Source organism: Pseudomonas sp. R25(2017) (genome assembly GCF_002112565.1).
Classification (GTDB): Bacteria; Pseudomonadota; Gammaproteobacteria; order Pseudomonadales; family Pseudomonadaceae; genus Aquipseudomonas; species Aquipseudomonas ekonensis.
In genome coordinates, this window is sequence record NZ_NEHZ01000005.1 from 47,102 (window position 1) to 65,990 (window position 18,889).

Here is an 18,889-nt window from a genome sequence, read left to right on the forward strand (position 1 = left end):
CGGGACTTTGGTTGGTCAGCAGGATAGCCCAACCTGATCCGGCAGGAGGTCTGCGGCGGGAATCGGCCTTACTGCGCCGAGAACCGGAACACGACGGATTGGGTGTAGGTCTGGCCGGGATCCAGCCGCGTGCTGGGGAAGCCTTTCTGGTTCGGCGAGTCCGGATAGTGCTGGGTCTCCAGGGTGAAAGCGCCCCAGTGCGGGTACACCTTGCCGCCCTTGCCCTTGACGGTGCCGTCGAGGAAGTTGCCGGTGTAGAACTGCACCCCCGGCTCGCTGGTGTACAGCTGCAAGCGGCGGCCGGAGTGCGGGTCGCTGACTTCGGCCGCCGGTTTGGCCACATCGCCCTTGGCGTCCAGCACCCAGTTGAAATCGAAGCCGCCCTGCTTGGGTTCGGCGAACTTGAGCTGCGGATGATCGTCCTTGATGCGCTGGCCGATGGCGGTGGCCCGGGTGAAGTCCATGGGCGTGCCCGCCACCGGCGCCAGTTCGCCGGTGGGGATGAGCTTGGCGTCGATCGGGGTGTAATGGCCGGCATGCAGGGTGGCGAGTTGCTTGAGGACGTCGCCGTTGCCCGCGCCGGCCAGGTTGAAGTAGCTGTGGTTGGTCAGGTTGAGCACCGTGGGTTTGTCGGTGCTGGCCTTGTAGTCGATGCGCAGTTCGTTGGCGTCGGTGAGGCGGTAGGTCACCTCGGTGGTGAGGTTGCCGGGGAAGCCCATTTCGCCGTCCGCCGACAGGTAGGTCAGGGTCACGCCCACCGAATCCTTGTCTTTCGTCTCGCGGGCCTTCCAGACCTTCTTGTCGAACCCCTGGGGGCCGCCGTGGAGGGCGTTGGTCTTGTCGTTCTGCGGCACCTGGTAGCGCTGGCCGTCGAGTTCGAACGCACCGTCGGCCAAACGATTGCCGAAGCGGCCGATGGTCGCGCCGAAGTACGCGGTGCCGCGCTGGTAGCCCTGCACGTCGTCGAAACCGAGCACGATGTCATCGAGCTTGCCGTGGCGGTCCGGCACCCGCAGCGCCTGCAGGGTGGCGCCGTAGGTGATCACCGTCGCCTGCATGCCGTGGCGGTTGCGCAGGATGTATTGCTCGACAGGGGTGCCGTCATCGGTCTTGCCGAAGGCTTTGTGTTCGCCGGAAAGGCTGGCGGCGTGGGCGGGCAGGGTCGAGAGCATGAGGGACAGTCCGAGGCCGGGGAGCAGGTGACGGGATTGAAGCATGGTGACCTTCCTTTTTGTTGTTTTGGCGGTGGCGTCAAACGGTGAAGGTTTTCGGTGAACTCGCTTATTTAGTAATACTAAATAAGCGAGAAGTTAAATTTATAGCCGTAAAACTGCGTTAGTCCAATTAAAAGTATGACTAGAATGTGTGGCGCGACATGCCAAAGGTCGGCTGGGCAATGCTGGCATCGCACTTTTGCCCGATCCCCGGCTCTATCCATGGTCAGGTTGCGGCGAGCCCCGTCGCGCAGGAATGAGACTGCCGAAGCATTGATGACCCGTTTGTTCGCCCATATTCAACGCCCGTGCCTGTTGCTGGCCTGCCTGGCGGCGCTGCCGCTCGGCGGTTGCAGCCACCAGGACGGCAACGGTTTCATCAGCCAGATCCGCGATGGCCAACCCCAGGAGTTCCTCCAGACCAGCGTCGACCGCATGGCCTCCCTGGCCATGCGCGACAACCTCAACAGCCTCTACCGGTTGATGGGCAAGCTGTACCTGCGCAACCCCGACGAGCTGCGCAAATCGGGATTCCTGAACATCGGCGTCGCCGTCAAACAGGTGCGCCTGGCCATCGAACAGCAACAACCGCTGCCGGTGCTCGGCGGCCGCAAGGATCTGGCGGCGCTGAGCTATGCCATGAGTCCGGAGTTTCTCGGCGACCGGGTCGGCGCGTTCATCTACGCCATCGGCAGCATGCTGGTCACCGCCCACGGCAACCGCACCGAGTTCTACATGACGGACGCGATCAACCCGACCTTCGTCCACAACGCCGCGCGCAACATCGAGAAAGCCACCTGGATCCTGGCCCAACGGCAGAACAAGGAAGGCCAGCCGCTGCTGTTCTCCAACGAGATCTCGGAGGAGGGCAGCAACCTGAGCTTCGCCACCGAGTTCGGCAAGATCGTGGCGCGCCTGGACCTGCTGACCCAGATGCTCGACGAGCGTTACCGGCGCATCGGCCTGAACTACGCCCAGAGCCTGTTGTTCCTGAACTTCCTGCCGGTGCAATAGGAACGCCTGCGCCCGCAGGCGCGAGCCTGCCCGGTCAGAGGCGATGATTTGGCTGGCACGGCCTCATTGCGGGCAGGCTTGCTCCTTCGGGCAAAGGGTGAAATGAAATGGCATAACGATAGATCCCATCGATATAGGGAGTTATAAGAAAACTCGCTATGCTGCGGGCCATATTTTCCTGTGGCTTTTCTGGGCGTCTTCATGGAATTGGCAAATTTCGGCCTGGTGGTTGCCGGGCTGGTGGTGGGGTTCATCGTCGGCATGACCGGCGTCGGCGGCGGTTCGCTGATGACGCCGATCCTGCTGTGGTTCGGCATCAACCCGGCCACGGCGGTGGGCACCGACCTGCTGTACGCCGCCATCACCAAGTCCAGCGGCGTGCTGGTGCACAAGAAGAACAACAACATCGACTGGGCCATCACCGGATGGCTGACCCTCGGCAGCGTGCCGGCGGTGGCGATGACGCTGTGGTTCCTCAGCACCCTCCACGCCGCGCCGGACGCGATGAACGCCATCATCAAGCAGGCCCTGGGCTTCGTGCTGTTCGCCACGGCGCTGGCGATCCTGTTCAAGAAACGCCTGCTGGACTTCGCCCACAAGCGTGCCGGCGGCAACTACAACCCAAGCGGTGCGCGCCTCAATGCCATGACCGTGGTCACCGGGCTGATCCTCGGCACCATGGTCGCGCTGACCTCCATCGGCGCCGGCGCCCTGGGCACCGTCGCGCTGTTCATCCTCTATCCGCTGCTGCCGACCCGTCGCCTGGTCGGCACCGAAATCGCCCATGCCGTGCCGCTGACCCTGGTCGCGGGCCTGGGCCACGCCAGCATGGGCAACATGGACTGGGGCGTGCTGGGCTTTCTGCTGATGGGCTCGCTGCCGGGCATCTGGCTGGGCAGCCACCTGACCGGCCGCGTCTCCGATGAACTGCTGCGTCCGTGCCTGGCGACCATGCTGGTGCTGATCGGCTACAAGCTGGCGTTCTGAGCCCGCCGCGAAGCCGCGGCGGGCTCAGCGGGTGAGGGCGTACTTCATCAGCGTCACCGGCAACCCCTCATAGTCCAGCTCCTCGACCACCTCCCAGCCCAGCCGCGCGTACAGCGATTGCGAGGCGTCGGTGTACAGGAACAGTTCCGGCACGCCCAGCGCGGCGGCCTCTTCGACGATGCGGTTGACCAGCAGCGAAGCGATGCCGCGGCCCCGGTGCTCGGCCTTCACGTAGACCCCGGCCAGCCAGGGCGTCAGGTGCGGGCGCAGGTCCAGGTCGCTGTCGATCAGCAGGGCGCCGCCGAGCAAAATCCCGTCTTCGATGGCCACCACCACGCTGGGCACCGCGCCTTTGCCGCAGGCCGCCCGCATGCGTTCGGTGCGGGCTTCGAGCGTGTCGCCGGGCCGGTAGTGGCCCCATTCCTTGAAATTGAGCTCGGCCAGTTCCCCGATCAGTTGGGGGTGGTCGCACAGGTAATCGATCTGCATGCCGCTTGAACTCCTTTTCGTTGGGGGCAGCGGACACCCTAATGGGGACACGCCCGGTAATCAAATTCGCATCGGGGCTGGCGCCGTGCGGTTGCGCAATGTCGGCCCTGTCCTAAGCTTGGGACATGGCGAAACACTTTTACCGGGGCCGACCCGGAACGATCGCCATGGTGCGCAATCAGTAGAGCGTGGATATCAAAAGGAGATGCGCATGCTCATCAGGTCACTGACCCTGACAACCTTGCTGGCGTTCGCCGGCCCCCTGTTCGCCGCCGCCGACAGCGATTCCCCGTTGGACATCGACAAGGGGCGCGCCCGGCCACTGATCGTGATCACTTCCAGCACCGTCGACTCCGAATGGCTGCGCCTGAAGAAGTCCCTGGAGGATCCGGCCAACAAGCAAGGCGTCAGCGACCGCAACATCCGCGTCTACACCGTGCTGAACATGTCCGGCCAGCTCGACGGCAAGGATCTCGGCCAGCAGGACACCATGGCCCTGATCCGCGCGCTCAAGCTAGGGGCCGGCGCGTTGCCCAAGGTGATCCTGGTGGGCAAGGACGGCGAGAAGAAGCTGGAGAGTTCGGGGGATGACACCAAGACGGTGGACCTGAAGAAGATCTTCGACACCATCGACGCCCTGCCGGCCGCCGAGAAGGAAATGACCGCGACGGTGGTCACCGCACCGACCGCCACGGAACCGGCCCCGGCCAAAGGCGCCAAGGGCACCAAACCTGCGAAACCCGCCAAGCCGACGAAACCGCCGGAGCAGCCGGATGATTGAGGGCGTCCTGTGATGCCGAAACGAAAACGGGCGACCTTAAGAGGTCGCCCGTTTTTTTTGCCTGTGGCGTTACTCGGTCAGCGCACCAAGGATCTTGTGCGCCATTTTCACCCGCTCCGGAATCGGGTAATTCCGGTTCGCCAGGATCACGATCCCGACCTTCTTCGACGGCACGAACGCGACATAGGCGCCGTAGCCGCCGGTGGAGCCGGTCTTGTTGATCAGCACGTTTTCCGGTTCCGGCTGCGGCGGGTTGAGCCAGTTGACCTTGTGCGCCTCCATGGCCATCGGCGTCGAGTTGCCGGCCAGCAGGCGGTCGAGGCTGATCGGGTAGGTGTAGCGTTCCCAGCCCAGGCCCTGGGTCATGTCGCCGACGGTGTAGTAGCCGGTGTGGGTGAGGGCGATGGCCTTTTGCAGAGGCGTTTCGAGCTTGGCCGTGTCGAGGTTGGCTTCGACGTAGTGCAAAAGGTCCGCGGCGCTGGTTTTCACGCCGTAGGCTTCGGCGTCGAGCGCGCCGGGGGTGACCCGAACGGGTTGGTCGTTCTTGTCGTAGCCCTGGGCGTAGAGCTTCTGTTCAGACGCAGGCACCGAAAGGAAGGTGTGCTTGAGCCCGAGCTTGGGCAGCAGGGTATCGGTCATGAGCTGGTTGAACGGCTGGCCGAGGCTTTTCGCCGCCAGATAGCCGAACAGGCCGATGCTCGGGTTGGAGTACAGGCGATGGCTGCCGGCAGGATAGGTGGGTTTCCACTGTCGGTAATAGCCGAGCATCCTGTCGGAAGCGTCTGCGGCGGCCGGGAATTGCAGCGGCAGGCCGCCGGCGCTGTAGGTGCCCAGTTGCAGCAGGCTGATGGTGTCGAAGGCGCTGCCTTTGAGTTCCGGCCAGTGCTGGCTGGCCTTGTCGGAGAAGTCCAGTTTGCCGTTGGCCTGTGCGTAGGCGGCGAGGGTGGCGGTGAACGTCTTGCTCACCGATCCGACCTCGAACAGGGTGTTTTCGCTCACCGGTTGCCCGGTCTTCTTGTCGGCGACACCGTAGTTAAAGTAATGCGCCTTGCCATCGACGGTCACGGCGACGGCCAGACCCGCGATGTTCTCCAACTGCATGACCGGCGTCACGGTGGCCTTGACCAGCGACTGCAGCTGATCGTCGGTCTGAGGGGCTGCCAGGCAACTGGCGGCGCTGAAGAAAAGTCCGAAAGCGCTGAAAGACTTGAGTTTGTTCAGGTTGATCGAAAGCATGGTTGAGCCACTCTCCATGAGTGCTGATGGTGTAATCCCGCTACACTGCGAGCGTTTTCCGTCGGGCCGGCTGATCGGCGCCGCCAAATCTAGGCAGTCCGGCGGTATTCGGCAAACGATGAAAACTCGGACGAGCCATTAGAAAAATTTGGGACATGGCATGATTCGACCTCAATTGCCTTTGAATGCGCTGCGCGCCTTCGAAGCCTCCGCGCGTCATTTGAGCTTCACCCGCGCCGCCGTGGAGCTGTGCGTGACCCAGGCCGCCGTCAGCCATCAGGTGAAAAGCCTGGAGGCGCAACTCGGCGTGATCCTGTTCAAGCGTCTGCCCCGTGGCTTGATGCTGACCGGCGAAGGCGAAACCCTGCTGCCGGTGTTGACCACGTCTTTCGATCATATCGCGCAGATGCTGGAGCGTCTGGCGGGCGGACAGTACCGGGAGACGCTGACGGTCGGGGCGGTGGGCACCTTCGCCGTGGGCTGGCTGCTGCCCAGGCTTGCGGACTTTCAGGCGAAGCATCCGCTGATCGATCTGCGCCTGTCGACCCACAACAACCGGGTGGACGTGGCCGCCGAAGGGCTGGATTACGCGATCCGCTTCGGCGCGGGGGCGTGGCACGGGATCGAAGCGACCCGTCTGCTGGAGGCGCCGCTGTCGGTGCTGTGCGTGCCGGAGATCGCCCGGCAACTGCACGCGCCGGGGGATTTGCTGCAACAGCGTCTGCTGCGTTCCTACCGCAGCGATGAATGGCCGCAATGGTTCCAGGCGGCGGGTCTGGCGACTCACGCGGCACCGCCCCAAAGCATCGTGTTCGACTCATCGCTGGCGATGATGGACGCGGCCTTGCAGGGGAGCGGGGTGGCGCTGGCGCCGCCGTTGATGTTTGCCCGGCAATTGGCGACGGAGGCGATCTGTCAGCCGTTCGCGATCGAGATCACCACGGGGAGCTACTGGCTGACGCGGTTGCAGTCGAAGCCGCAAACCCCGGCGATGGCGGCGTTCAGGCACTGGTTGCTGCAGATGTCCGCCTGACGCCGAATGTAGGGGTCAGCCTGCTGGCGATGGTGGTCGACACCTCAATGCCGGATTTGCCGCCGTCATCGCGAGCAGGCTCGCTCCCACAGAGGGGCTGTGATCCGGTCAGGGATTCAGCGCACCAGGCACGGCTTCTTGTTATCGAACGCCCAGCCGGGGATCAGGTACTGCATCGCCACGCTGTCGTCCCGCGCGCCCAGCCCCATGCCTTTGTACAGTTCATGGGCCTTGGCCACCTGATCCATGTCCAGTTCCACGCCCAGCCCCGACTTGTGCGGCACCTTCACGCAACCGTCGACGATCTGCAGCGGTGCTTTGGTCAGGCGCTGGCCGTCCTGCCAGATCCAGTGGGTGTCGATGGCGGTGATGTCGCCCGGCGCGGCGGCGGCCACGTGGGTGAACATCGCCAGGGAAATGTCGAAGTGGTTGTTGGAGTGCGAGCCCCAGGTCAGCCCCCATTCGTGGCACATCTGCGCCACGCGCACCGAGCCCTGCATCGTCCAGAAATGCGGGTCGGCCAGGGGGATGTCCACCGACTGCAACTGGATCGCGTGGCCCATTTCGCGCCAGTCGGTGGCGATCATGTTGGTGGCGGTCTTGAGTCCCGTGGCGCGGCGGAATTCGGCCATCACTTCGCGGCCCGAGTAGCCGTTCTCCGCGCCGCACGGGTCTTCCGCGTAGGCCAGCACATGATGCTGGTCACGGCACAGGCGGATGGCTTCCTTGAGCGACCAGGCACCGTTCGGGTCGAGGGTGATGCGCGCCTCGGGGAAGCGTTCGGCCAGGGCGGTCACGGCCTCGATTTCCGCATCGCCGCTCAGCACGCCGCCCTTGAGTTTGAAGTCCTGGAAGCCGTAGCGGTCGTGGGCGGCTTCGGCCAGGCGCACCACGGCGTCGGCGGTCATGGCTTGCTCATGGCGCACGCGGAACCAGTCGTTGTCGGCGTCCGGTTCGCTGCGGTAGGCCAGGTCGGTCTGCCGACGGTCGCCGACGTAGAACAGGTAACCGAGCATCTTCACTTCGTCGCGCTGCTGGCCTTCGCCGAGCAATGCGGCCACCGGCACGTCGAGGTGCTGGCCGAGGAGGTCGAGCAGGGCGGCTTCCAGGGCGGTGACCGCGTGGATGGTGATGCGCAGGTCGAAGGTCTGTAGGCCGCGTCCGCCGGCGTCGCGTTCGGCGAAGGTCCGGCGCACCTGGTTGAGGATCTTCTGGTAGGTGCCGATCGGGCTGCCGACCACCAGGCTGCGGGCGTCTTCGAGGGTCTGGCGGATGCGTTCGCCGCCGGGCACTTCGCCGACGCCGGTGTGGCCGGCGTTGTCCTTGAGGATGACGATATTGCGGGTGAAGAACGGCCCGTGGGCGCCGCTCAGGTTGAGCAGCATGCCGTCGTGGCCGGCCACCGGGATGACCTGCATGTCGGTGATGATCGGGGCTTTGGCGGTGTCGTGTACGGTCATTTCGGGTGTCCTTTCAGGCGTGTTTCGGCGCAGCGTCGGCGGTGACGGCGTCGGGCGAGGATTGGGGGGCGGTGCGGGCGGCGAACACGATGACGGCAGCGATGATCGACGTCGCGGCCAGGCCGTAGAGCCCGCCCTGGATGGAGCCGGTGTGTTCTTCCAGCAGGCCGAAGGTGGTCGGCGCCACGAAGCCGCCCAGGTTGCCCACCGAGTTGATCAGGGCGATCACGGCTGCGGCGATGCGCGCATCGAGGTACGCCTGGGGAATCGGCCAGAACAGCGACGACGCGGACTTGAACCCCAGCGCGGCGAAGCAGATCGCGACGAAGGCGAAGACCGGCCCGCCGGTGGTGGACAGGAACATCCCCGCCGCCGCGATCAGCAGGGCTGCGGCGACCCAGGCCTGCTGGTGTTTCCACTTGGCCGAGAACGAAGCGAACGCGTACATGCCGATGATCGACAGCAACCACGGGATCGAGTTGAACAGGCCGACCTGGAAGTCGCTCATTTCGCCCATCTTCTTGATGATGCTCGGCAGCCAGAAGGTCGCGGCGTAGATGGTCAGCTGGATGAAGAAGTAGATCAGGCAGAACAGGATGATCTGGCGGTCCTTGAGCAGCTTGCCCAGCGACGGCCTGACGGTGGTCGCCGCTTCCCGCGCCCGTTGCTCGTCGTCGATGGCCTTGACCAGCGCGTCCTGCTCGGCGCGGCTCAGCCATTGGGCGTCGTGGGGCTTGGCGTCGAGCCAGAACCAGACGAAGACGCACAGGCCCACCGAGAACATCCCTTCGATGAAGTACATCCACTGCCAGCCGTGCAGGCCCAGGCCGCTGATCTGCAGGAGCAGGCCGGACAGCGGGCCGGATATCAACGAGGCCACCGCCGAACCGCTGAGGAAGATCGCGATGGCCTTGCCGCGTTCGGCGGCCGGCAGCCAGCGGGTGAAGTAGTAGATCACCCCCGGAAAGAACCCGGCCTCGGCCACGCCGAGCAGGAAACGCAGGATGTAGAAGTGGGTTTCGTTCTGGATGAACGCCATGCCGGCGGCCACCAGGCCCCAGGTGAGCATGATGCGGGTCAGCCAGATCCGTGCGCCGACCCTTTGCAGCAGCAGGTTGGAGGGGACTTCGAACAGCGCGTAGCCGATGAAGAACAGGCCGGCGCCGAACCCGTAGGCTGCGGCGCCGATGCCCAGGTCGTGTTCCATGTGGGTGCGGACGAAGCCGATGTTCACCCGGTCGATGTAGTTGACGATGAACATGATCACGAACAGCGGCAGGACGTGGCGTTTGACTTTGGCGATGGCCGAGGACAGCGCCGTATCGGCGCCCTCGTTCATCCCGGCGATGGATGGTTTCACTTGGTTTTCTCCCACTCGTTATTTTTATGCGGGGTATGTCTGGGTGTTGCGTTGTTGATAGACATCATACAACTAGATTTTTTTGTCCGACAAGCTGTGAGTACCAACGAAATGATTTGATGCAGGCGTGCCTTTATTCGATTTGTGGGTTTTGTCCTGTGGTTGCTGAGTTTTTGTGTGGCTTTGCGGCCGGTTTTGTCTGGTGGGTTGTGGGAGGTGGGGAGTGAGGTTTTGGCTCGGATGAATGAATTATTTGAGTGTTGTCATACAAGTTGGGTCGTGTGGTGAGCTAAAATTCGCTCAATGCCCCTCCATGGCAGTGCTACGATCCGCAAGCCCCGCCACCGGAACCGACCATGCAAGACGAACTCGACGCCCCCGCCCGCAAGCGCGCCCACAACCTGGCCCATGACCTGGTCGAAAAGCTGACCCAGGGCATCCTGCTCGGCCAGATGCTGCCCGGCGACAAGCTGCCGTCCGAGAATTCCATCGTCCGGGAGCATGGCGTCAGCCGCACGGTGGTGCGCGAGGCCATTTCCAAGTTGCAGGCGTCGGGGTTGGTGGAGACGCGTCACGGCATCGGCACGTTCGTGATCGAGCGGGCGCCGGAGCAGGGCTTGCGACTCAATGTCGAAACCGCGCTGGGGGTACGCGGCATCCTCGAACTGCGCATGGGCCTGGAGACCCAGGCTGCGGCGCTGGCGGCGCAGCGCCGCAGCGAGCAGCAACTGGCGCAGATGCGTCAGGCCCTGGACGATTACCGGCGCCTGCTGGCCAACAACGACAGTTGCGTCGAGGCCGACCGGCGCTTCCACCTGCTGATCGCCGAGGCCACCGGCAACGTGTGCTTCACCGAAATCATGCAGCAGCTGGGGAGCGCGATGATCCCGCGCACCCGGGTCAACGCCGCCGAACGCGGCGCGGTGGACCTGAGCAAGCTGGGGGAACTGGCCAGCCAGGAGCATGAGGCGATCCTCAATGCAATCAGGCGCCAGGATCCGGACGCGGCCCGGGCGGCGATGTGGCTGCACCTGACCAACAGCCGGGACCGGTTTTTGGCTCAGGGCTGAACCGGGGAAGAGGTACGGCTGACATCTTCGTTGCCCGACATACCGCCATCGCTGGCAAGTCGAATCGTCGCACCGCAGCTCCCACAGGGCTCAGTGGTGTTCGCAGAAATGGCAGGCCACCACAGATTCTGTGGGAGCTAGCTTGCTAGCGATGAGGCCGGTCCAGTCGACATCTCTGTTGTCTGTTCCGCCGCCATCGCTGGCAAGTCGAATCGTCGCACCGCAGCTCCCACAGGGTTCGGCGTTGTTCGCGGAAATGGCGGGCCACCGCAGATTCTGTGGGAGCTAGCTTGCTAGCGATGAGGCCGGTCCAGTCGACATCTCTGTTGTCTGTTCCGCCGCCATCGCTGGCAAGCCAGCTCCCACAGGGCTCAGTGGCGTTCGCAGAAATGGCAGGCCACCGCAGCTCCTGTGGGAGCCAGCCTGCTGGCGATGGCGTCGGTGAGGGCGCCGTCAGGCTCAGGCCGTGCCGATGTCCCGCATCAACAGCCCGAAGCGCAGGTCCACCGCATCCGGAATCGGCAGGTAAACGGTGTGCCCGTCCCCTGGCGCCACGTCGATGGCTTCGTCCTTGAGGTTGTGCAACTGGTGCAGGTCGAAATGGAAGTTGCCCTTGGGCGTCATCAGTTCCAGGTGATCGCCCAGGGCAAAGCGGTTCTTCACCTTGACTTCGGCCAGCCGGCCCCGGCGTTCGCCGGTCAGTTCGCCCACGAACTGCTGGCGCTCGGAGACCGAGCTGCCGTTCTGGTAGTTCTGGTACTCGTCATGCACATGGCGGCGCAGGAAACCCTCGGTGTAGCCGCGTTGGGCCAACGACTCCAGGTCGTTCATCAGGCTGCGGTCGAACTCGCGGCCGGCCACCGCGTCGTCGATGGCCCGGCGATAGACCTGGGTGGTGCGCGCGCAGTAGAAGTGCGACTTGGTGCGCCCCTCGATCTTCAGCGAATGCACGCCCATGCGGGTCAGGCGCTCGACGTGCTGCACCGCGCGCAGGTCCTTGGCGTTCATGATGTAGGTGCCGTGTTCGTCTTCGAACGCTGGCATCAGTTCGCCGGGACGGTTGGCCTCCTGCAGCAGGAACACCTGTTCGGTGGGGGCACCCAGGCCGAGGGTCGGCTGCGGTTCGCAGGTCTGCACGATTTCGCCCAGTTGGTTTTGCGTGGCCTCCTGTGCCGAGTACTTCCAGCGGCAGGCGTTGGTGCAGGTGCCTTGGTTGGCGTCGCGTTTGTTCATGTACCCCGAGAGCAGGCAGCGGCCGGAGTAGGCCATGCACAGGGCGCCGTGGACGAACACCTCCAACTCCATGCCCGGCACCTGTTCGCGGATTTCGCCGATCTCCTCCAGGGAAAGTTCGCGGGACAGGATGATCCGGCTCAGGCCCTGCTGCTGCCAGAACTCCACGCTCGCCCAGTTCACCGTGTTGGCCTGCACCGACAGGTGGATGGGCATCTGCGGGAAGTGCCGGCGCACCAGCATGATCAGGCCCGGGTCGGACATGATCAGCGCGTCCGGCGCCATTTCGATCACCGGCGCCAGATCCTTGAGGAAGGTCTTGAGCTTGGCGTTGTGCGGGGCGATGTTGACCACCACATAGAAGCGCTTGCCCATGGCCTGGGCCTCGCGGATGCCGAGGGCGAGGTTGGCGTGGTCGAATTCGTTGTTGCGCACCCGCAGGCTGTAGCGCGGCTGGCCGGCGTACACCGCGTCGGCGCCGTAGGCGAAGGCGTAGCGCATGTTCTTCAGGGTGCCGGCGGGGGCCAGCAGTTCCGGGGCGGTAAGGGGCAGGGTGGCGGTCATGGCGGCATCGCTGGCAAAAGCGCGGGAGGGTAAGGCAACGGCGGCGAGGATTCATTGATCTGGATCTATGCTCCATGAACAAAAAGGGCACTTGTGCCGCAGCGGGCTGACCAAGTCCGGGTGGGCGCACGGGGCGCCCCGGCCGACGTGGATCGCACATGAACCGAAAGAGCCTGCAATTCAAATCCCTCACGGTGCTGCTGGCGCTGGTGACCGTCGCCTTCATCTGGATCCTGCTGCCATTCTACGGCGCGGTGTTCTGGGCGGTGATCCTCGGCATCCTGTTCGCACCGATGCAGCGGCGCCTGCAGTTGCGGTTCGCCTGGCCGCGCAACCTGACGGCGTTGTGCACCTTGGGCATCTGCCTGGTCGTCGCGATTTTGCCGGTGATCGTCATCGGGGGGCTGCTGGTGCAGGAAGGGGCGATGCTCTACAAGGGCATCGACAGCGGCGAGATCGACATCGGCGCCTACCTTGCACAGTTCAAGCACAGCCTGCCGCCGTACTTCCAGCACCTGCTCGACCGCTTGGGCGTCGGTGAGCTCAACGCCTTGCGCGAGAAGATCGTCAAGGCCGCGCTGCAAGGCAGCCAGGCGCTGGCGACACAGGCGTTCAGTGTCGGTCAGGGCACGTTCGAGTTCGTGGCGGGTTTTTTCATCATGCTGTACTTGCTGTTCTTCTTTTTGCGCGACGGCGCCGAACTGGCGCGCAAGGTACGCGCGGCGGTGCCGCTGGAGGAGCAGCACAAGCGCCGTCTGCAACTGAAGTTCAACCGCGTGGTGCGCGCCACGGTGAAGGGCAATCTGCTGGTGGCGATCACGCAAGGGGCGCTGGGCGGGGCGATCTTCTGGTTCCTGGACATCCCCAGCGCGTTGCTGTGGGCGGTGCTGATGGCGTTCCTTTCGCTGTTGCCGGCGGTAGGGGCGGGCCTCGTCTGGGCACCGGTGGCGCTGTATTTCCTGTTGAGCGGAATGATCTGGCAAGGGGTGGTGCTGGGGCTGTTCGGCGTGTTCGTGATCGGGCTGGTGGACAACCTCATGCGTCCGCTGCTGGTGGGCAAGGACACGCGCATGCCGGACTACATGATCCTGATCTCGACGTTAGGCGGCCTGGCGGTCTTCGGCCTCAACGGCTTTGTGATCGGTCCGCTGATCGCGGCGCTGTTCATGTCGAGCTGGGCGCTGTACCTCGAGACCCGGCCCAAGGTGCAATTGCCTTAGGCGCCGAGCGGGCCGTCGAGCATGGCCCGGGACAGCGCCTGGGCGTCCGGCAGCGAGCGCAGCGGGCCGCTCACCGGTTCGCCGTCGCGCACCACGTACCAGCAAGCGAGCAACCCCAAGGCGCGGAGCGAGGCGGGGACGGCGCTGCCGATGACAGACATGATTTGAACCTGAGCCATTGCCGATACCTCCATCAATCGATGGGGCTACCTTATGCAATCGTCGGCCCGGCGGAAAATCAACGCTTTCGATAGTGGACATCGACGCCGGCGGGGGGCTGTTCAGTCGACCACTTGATCGAGCATGTGCACCACTTCCCGCTCGTTGAGCAAGCCCTTGCGCACCAGGTTTTCGGTCAGCAGCGAAAGGAACTTGGCGCTGCGGTGGCCTTCCAGGTGCTTGAGCTCGGTCAGGGCGCTGTAGACCTTGCTTGAGGTGCATAGACCGACGATGCGGTGCGGGTTCTGTGTGGGCATGGCTGTCGTCCTTGTTGTTTTCAACCTTGTTGTTTGCGGACGGATTCAGAGTGCGGCTCCGTCATGACAAAGGGATGACCGTCGGATGACCGGGCGCTCCGGGTCTTGTCCATCATGCCGACTTTAACGGCCATGACTGTCTCCGGAGCGACCTTGACGCGGTGTATCCAGACGCGGCCGACGGACGGTCATAAAAAAGCCCCGCTCAAAAGCGGGGCTCCTTGCAGGGCGGTTACCAGCGCGGGCCGCCGTAGTAGTGCGGGCGACCGTAGTAGCCGCGGGGCGGGCCGTAGTACACAGGGCCCGGCACGTACACCGGCTGTTGCACATACACCGGTGCCGGCTGGTAGTAGACCGGTGGCGGCGGTTGCTGGACGTACACCGGCGCCGGCTGAGCGTAAACAGGCTGTTGGACGTAGACCGGCCGGTCCTGGTTGATGAGCGCCGAGCCGATGATGGCCGAGCCGACGATCGCACCGAACACCGCCGGGCCCTGCCAGCCACCGCCGTGGGCTTCTGCCTGACCTGTGACAGCGAATGCACCAATCAACAAGGCCACGATGGGGAGTTTACGAATCATGATAATTCCTCGGTTCTTCGACCCGGCGTCCGGGCCTGCAGCAGGCACGGGATGGCGCGGGGATACCTCTATGACAACGAATTTCTGAAAATCGGCACGGCCGCTGGGTAAATTTTGTGTAAGGTCTGTACCGGCTCGGTTACCCGGTTTCGCGGCATCGGCTGCGATGCCCGGAACAGACCGGCCCATGATCGTTCAGAACCCGATGGCCTGGCTAATCCCGTCCATCCGAAAGTGCATTCCGAGGAGATTCTTCATGCAGATGAACCCCAACAAAGACACCCAACTGTGCATGTCCCTGTCTGGGCGTCCCGGGAACTTCGGCCTGCGTTTTCATAACCACCTGTACGAGCAGTTGGGCCTGAACTTCTATTACAAGGCGTTCAGCAGCCAGGACCTGCCGGGCGCCGTAGGCGGGATCCGCGCGCTGGGCATCCGCGGCTGCGGCGTGTCGATGCCATTCAAGGAGGCCTGCATCGAACTGGTCGACGAACTGGACGCGTCGGCGGCGGCGATCCAGTCGATCAACACCATCGTCAACACCCAGGGCCACCTCAAGGCCTACAACACCGACTACATCGCCGTCGCGCAACTGTTGCAGACCCATGCGGTGCCCAAGGACTCGACCTTCGCCCTGCGCGGCAGCGGCGGCATGGCCAAGGCCGTGGCCAGCGCCCTGCGCGACGGCGGTTACCGCAACGGCCTGATCGTCGCCCGTAACGAACGCGCCGGGCGGGCGCTGGCCGACTCCCTGGGCTACCGCTGGACGGCGGAGCTGGGCGATGAGCGGCCGCAGATGCTGATCAACGTCACCCCCATCGGCATGACCGGCGGGCCTGAAGCCGATCAACTGGCGTTCGCGCCGCAGGTGATCCAGGCAGCGGACACTGTGTTCGATGTGGTGGCGATCCCGTCAGAAACGCCGCTGATCGTGCGTGGCCGGGCCGAAGGCAAGCGAGTGATCACGGGCCTTGAAGTGATCGCCATTCAGGCGCTGGAACAGTTCGTGCTCTACACCGGCGTGCGGCCGACGACGGAGCAGTTCGAGGCGGCGGTGGCGTTCGCCCGCAGCTGAGATCGGCAGGGATCTTCATCGCCTGACATGCCGCCATCGCTTGCAGGCAAGCTCCCACAGGGTTCGGCGGTGTTCGCGGAAATGGCAGGCCACCGCAGATCCTGTGGGAGCCAGCCTGCTGGCGATGAGGTCGGTACAGCCGACATTTCTGTTGTCTGTACCTCCGTCATCGCTGGCAAGTCGAATCGTCGCACCGCAGCTCCCACAGGGTTCGGCGGTGATCGCGGAAATGTCAGGCCACCGCAGATCCTGTGGGAGCTAGCTTGCTAGCGATGAGGCCGGTACAGCCAACCTCTTCATCGCCTGACCCATCGCCATCGCTGGCAAGTCGAATCGTCGCACCGCAGCTCCCACATGGGCTGGCGGTGTTTATTCGAGGCGGGCCAGGCGTTCTTCCAGTGCGGCGATCCGTGCTTCCAGCTCCTCGATCCGCTCGACCGACACGCCGCCGCCAGAACTGCGCTCGCCGGCGTTCTGCCGCGCCGCGATGATGGCCTCGATGTCCGCCGGGTCGCCCAGGGCATGGGTGTAGCGGTCTTCGCGCTGGCCGGCCTGGCGCGGAATCAGTACCGCCAACCCGCGGGCGATCAGGCGTTCCAGCTGATGCACCACCTGTTCGGCGTCTTCGAAGTCATGCATGCGGCCGCTGCGGGTCAGCAGTTCGTTGACGGTCTGCGGGCCGCGCAGAAACATCAGCCCCGTCAGCACCAGCTGCGCCGGCACCAGTTCCAGCGCCTTGTCGACCTTGTGCTCCCAGCGGTCGGCGCGGCTGCCCATCACCAGTCGGGCCATGCCCTGGCTTTCGAGGGCGCGCAGGCTCTGGCCGATCTGGCCTTGGGTCAGGTTCATCACCGGTTCGCGGCTGGTCTTCTGGTTGCAGGCCAGCACCAGCGCGTTGAGGGTCAGCGGGTAGGTTTCCGGGCTGGTGGCCTGCTTCTCGATCAGCGAGCCCAGAATGCGGATTTCCGTGGCGTTGAGCCGCGGTTCGTCGAAAGTGGTCTCTGATTCGGTGGTCATCGCGGGCTCCCTGTGCAGTCGAAGGCGCCTAGCCTAATCCTTGCGCGACAAAAGACAAGCCGCGCCGGCGCAAGGCATGGCTATAATCGCCCACGTTTGACCACCCGCCACCACGCGAGACTGCCATGACCATTTCCCTGTACGCCGCATCCGTCCCGGTTTTCCAGCAGATGCTCAACGCCCTGAGCGATGTGCTGAAAAAGGCCGAAGCCCACGCCACCGAGAAAAACATCGACCCGAACGCCTTCCTCCAGGCGCGCCTGTACCCGGACATGTTCCCGCTGGTGCGCCAGGTGCAGATCGCCGTGGACTTCGCCAAGGGCGTGTCGGCCCGCCTGGCCGAAGTCGAGCTGCCGAAGTACGACGACAGCGAAACCACCTTCGCCGAGCTGCAAACCCTGCTGAGCAAAGTCCTGGCCTTCATCGGCGAGATCAAGCCGGAGCAGATCAACGGCAAGGAAGGCATCGAGATCGTGACCCGTCCGGGCACGCCGAAAGAGAAGCGCTTCACCGGCCAGGCCTACCTGCTGACCTACGGCCTGCCGCAGTTCTTCTTCCACGTCACCACCGCCTACGCGCTGCTGCGCCACAACGGCGTGGAAGTGGGCAAGCGCGATTACATGGGCGCGTTCTAAGCCGCCCGGCTTCGCAAAACCATTGAAAAAGCCCGCCAAGGCGTCAACCTTGGCGGGCTTTTTCATGCCGTTCTTCTGTAGGAGCGAGCCTGCTCGCGATGTGGCCGTACTGGCCGGAACGCCATCGCGAGCAGGCTCGCTCCTACAGGTTTGGCGTCAGGCCGGGCGCTGGGCCTTCTGTTCTTCGCCCAGGCACGCGGCGGCGGTGAACAGCACGTCGGTGGAAGAGTTCAGCGCGGTCTCGGCCGAGTCCTGCAGCACGCCGATGATGAAGCCCACGGCCACCACCTGCATGGCGATCTCGCTCGGGATGCCGAACAGGCTGCACGCCAGCGGAATCAGCAGCAGCGAACCACCGGCCACGCCCGAGGCGCCGCAAGCGCAGATCGCCGCGACGACGCTGAGCAGGATCGCGGTCGGGATGTCCACGGCGATGCCCAGGGTGTGCACGGCGGCCAGGGTCAGCACGGTGATGGTGATCGACGCGCCGGCCATGTTGATGGTGGCGCCGAGCGGGATCGACACCGAATAGGTGTCTTCGTGCAGGCCCAGGCGCTTGCTCAGTTCCAGGTTGACCGGAATGTTGGCCGCCGAGCTGCGGGTGAAGAACGCGGTGATGCCGCTTTCGCGCAGGCACTTGAGCGTCAGCGGATACGGGTTGCGGCGCAGCTTCCAGAACACGATCAGCGGGTTCATCACCAGCGCCACGAACAGCATGCAGCCCAGCAGCACGGCCAGCAGGTGCGCATAGCCGATCAGCGCGCCGAAGCCCGAGGTGGCCAGGGTCGAGGCCACCAGGCCGAAAATGCCCAGCGCGGCGAAGCGGATCACCACCCGCACGATCAGGGTCACGCCGTTGGACAGGTCGTCCAGCACCTGGCGGGTGGTGTCGCCGGCATGGCGGATCGCCACGCCCATGCCGATGGCCCAGGCCAGGATGCCGATGAAGTTGGCGTTCATCAGGGCGCTGACCGGGTTGTCGACCACGCTCAGCAGCAGGCTCTGCAGCACTTCGCCGATGCCGCCGGGCGCGGTCACCGCGACGTTGTCGGTGGACAGCACCAGGTGGGACGGGAACAGCGTGCTGGCGATCACCGCCACCACGGCGGCGCCGAACGTCCCCAACAGGTACAGGAACAGGATCGGCCGGATGTGGGTTTCCTGGCCGTGCTTGTGGTTGGCGATCGAGGCCATGACCAGCACGAACACCAGAATCGGCGCCACGGCCTTGAGGGCCGAGACGAACACCTTGCCGATGAACGCAGTGCCTTTGGCCGCTTCCGGCGCGAACAGCGCCAGGGCGATGCCGGCCACCAGACCGATCAGGATCTGCGTGACCAGGCTGAGGTTTTTCAGGCGCTGCAATAGAGAAGGGGATGAAGCGGTCATAACGGCATCTCTGAATTTTTATGGGGAGCAGGTCGCATGCGCGGACGACAAGGCGG

General features: G+C 64.4%; 19 protein-coding genes. 8 read left to right on the forward strand and 11 right to left on the reverse strand.

Going from position 1 to position 18,889, the window contains the following annotated elements; genetic code table 11:
- Window positions 1–68: 68 nt before the first annotated feature.
- Window positions 69–1,217 (reverse strand): aldose epimerase family protein, encoded by a 1,149-nt coding sequence (locus tag CAG31_RS07790; protein ID WP_085579592.1) that lies wholly within the window; start codon window positions 1,215–1,217, stop codon window positions 69–71.
- Window positions 1,218–1,490: 273 nt separating this feature from the next.
- Here CAG31_RS07790 and CAG31_RS07795 point away from each other — a divergent pair, with 273 nt between their 5' ends.
- Complete coding sequence (locus tag CAG31_RS07795) at window positions 1,491–2,228, forward strand: hypothetical protein (RefSeq protein ID WP_085579594.1); 738 nt, start codon at window positions 1,491–1,493, stop codon at window positions 2,226–2,228.
- 201 nt (window positions 2,229–2,429) lie between these two features.
- Window positions 2,430–3,215, forward strand: a complete 786-nt coding sequence (locus CAG31_RS07800) for a sulfite exporter TauE/SafE family protein (RefSeq protein WP_085580081.1) — start codon at window positions 2,430–2,432, stop codon at window positions 3,213–3,215.
- A 24-nt stretch (window positions 3,216–3,239) separates the two neighbouring features.
- Here CAG31_RS07800 and CAG31_RS07805 read toward each other — a convergent pair whose 3' ends face one another.
- Window positions 3,240–3,704 (reverse strand): GNAT family N-acetyltransferase, encoded by a 465-nt coding sequence (locus CAG31_RS07805; protein WP_085579597.1) that lies wholly within the window; start codon window positions 3,702–3,704, stop codon window positions 3,240–3,242.
- A gap of 211 nt (window positions 3,705–3,915) precedes the next feature.
- Here CAG31_RS07805 and CAG31_RS07810 point away from each other — a divergent pair, with 211 nt between their 5' ends.
- Window positions 3,916–4,485 carry a DUF4174 domain-containing protein gene (locus tag CAG31_RS07810; protein WP_085579599.1) on the forward strand — a complete coding sequence of 190 codons (570 nt, stop codon included), beginning with the start codon at window positions 3,916–3,918 and terminating at the stop codon, window positions 4,483–4,485.
- 69 nt (window positions 4,486–4,554) lie between these two features.
- Here CAG31_RS07810 and ampC read toward each other — a convergent pair whose 3' ends face one another.
- Window positions 4,555–5,721, reverse strand: a complete 1,167-nt coding sequence (gene ampC / locus CAG31_RS07815) for a class C beta-lactamase (RefSeq protein ID WP_085579600.1) — start codon at window positions 5,719–5,721, stop codon at window positions 4,555–4,557.
- Between the two features lie 160 nt (window positions 5,722–5,881).
- On the opposite strand from ampC, the gene CAG31_RS07820 reads away from it, so the two are divergent.
- Window positions 5,882–6,754, forward strand: a complete 873-nt coding sequence (locus CAG31_RS07820; RefSeq protein WP_085579602.1) for a LysR family transcriptional regulator — start codon at window positions 5,882–5,884, stop codon at window positions 6,752–6,754.
- 116 nt (window positions 6,755–6,870) lie between these two features.
- On the opposite strand, the gene gudD is transcribed toward CAG31_RS07820, so the two are convergent.
- Both gudD and CAG31_RS07830 read right to left on the reverse strand, forming a co-directional pair.
- Window positions 6,871–8,214, reverse strand: a complete 1,344-nt coding sequence (gudD, locus tag CAG31_RS07825) for a glucarate dehydratase (RefSeq protein ID WP_085579604.1) — start codon at window positions 8,212–8,214, stop codon at window positions 6,871–6,873.
- Window positions 8,215–8,227: 13 nt separating this feature from the next.
- Window positions 8,228–9,574, reverse strand: a complete 1,347-nt coding sequence (locus tag CAG31_RS07830; protein WP_085579606.1) for an MFS transporter — start codon at window positions 9,572–9,574, stop codon at window positions 8,228–8,230.
- A 356-nt stretch (window positions 9,575–9,930) separates the two neighbouring features.
- Here CAG31_RS07830 and CAG31_RS07835 point away from each other — a divergent pair, with 356 nt between their 5' ends.
- Window positions 9,931–10,644 (forward strand): FadR/GntR family transcriptional regulator, encoded by a 714-nt coding sequence (locus tag CAG31_RS07835; RefSeq protein WP_085579608.1) that lies wholly within the window; start codon window positions 9,931–9,933, stop codon window positions 10,642–10,644.
- Window positions 10,645–11,103: 459 nt separating this feature from the next.
- On the opposite strand, the gene yegQ is transcribed toward CAG31_RS07835, so the two are convergent.
- Window positions 11,104–12,441 (reverse strand): tRNA 5-hydroxyuridine modification protein YegQ, encoded by a 1,338-nt coding sequence (gene yegQ, locus CAG31_RS07840; protein WP_085579610.1) that lies wholly within the window; start codon window positions 12,439–12,441, stop codon window positions 11,104–11,106.
- 158 nt (window positions 12,442–12,599) lie between these two features.
- Here yegQ and CAG31_RS07845 point away from each other — a divergent pair, with 158 nt between their 5' ends.
- Entirely contained in the window at window positions 12,600–13,661 is a 1,062-nt protein-coding gene (locus CAG31_RS07845; protein ID WP_085579612.1) for an AI-2E family transporter, read from the forward strand.
- Here CAG31_RS07845 and CAG31_RS07850 read toward each other — a convergent pair.
- The 3 genes from CAG31_RS07850 to CAG31_RS07860 form a co-directional block, all read right to left on the reverse strand.
- A complete protein-coding gene (locus CAG31_RS07850; protein ID WP_085579614.1) occupies window positions 13,658–13,840 on the reverse strand; it encodes a hypothetical protein in 183 nt (60 codons plus the stop codon). The genes CAG31_RS07845 and CAG31_RS07850 overlap by 4 nt on opposite strands.
- A 102-nt stretch (window positions 13,841–13,942) precedes the next feature.
- On the reverse strand, window positions 13,943–14,137 hold the full coding sequence (locus CAG31_RS07855) for a hypothetical protein (RefSeq protein ID WP_085579616.1): 195 nt from the start codon (window positions 14,135–14,137) through the stop codon (window positions 13,943–13,945).
- 232 nt (window positions 14,138–14,369) lie between these two features.
- On the reverse strand, window positions 14,370–14,717 hold the full coding sequence (locus CAG31_RS07860; RefSeq protein WP_085579618.1) for a hypothetical protein: 348 nt from the start codon (window positions 14,715–14,717) through the stop codon (window positions 14,370–14,372).
- Between the two features lie 256 nt (window positions 14,718–14,973).
- Between CAG31_RS07860 and CAG31_RS07865 the strand changes: the two genes are divergently transcribed.
- Entirely contained in the window at window positions 14,974–15,792 is an 819-nt protein-coding gene (locus CAG31_RS07865; RefSeq protein WP_085579620.1) for a shikimate 5-dehydrogenase, read from the forward strand.
- Window positions 15,793–16,161: 369 nt separating this feature from the next.
- Here the strand turns inward: CAG31_RS07865 and CAG31_RS07870 are convergent, their stop codons facing one another.
- On the reverse strand, window positions 16,162–16,809 hold the full coding sequence (locus CAG31_RS07870) for a YceH family protein (RefSeq protein ID WP_085579622.1): 648 nt from the start codon (window positions 16,807–16,809) through the stop codon (window positions 16,162–16,164).
- A 125-nt stretch (window positions 16,810–16,934) separates the two neighbouring features.
- Here CAG31_RS07870 and CAG31_RS07875 point away from each other — a divergent pair, with 125 nt between their 5' ends.
- The gene (locus CAG31_RS07875) at window positions 16,935–17,444 is read left to right on the forward strand and encodes a DUF1993 family protein (RefSeq protein WP_085579624.1); all 510 of its coding nucleotides are present in this window, start codon (window positions 16,935–16,937) and stop codon (window positions 17,442–17,444) included.
- 156 nt (window positions 17,445–17,600) lie between these two features.
- On the opposite strand, the gene sstT is transcribed toward CAG31_RS07875, so the two are convergent.
- Window positions 17,601–18,833, reverse strand: coding sequence for a serine/threonine transporter SstT (gene sstT / locus CAG31_RS07880; RefSeq protein ID WP_085579626.1), 1,233 nt, complete (start codon window positions 18,831–18,833; stop codon window positions 17,601–17,603).
- Window positions 18,834–18,889 lie beyond the last annotated feature (56 nt).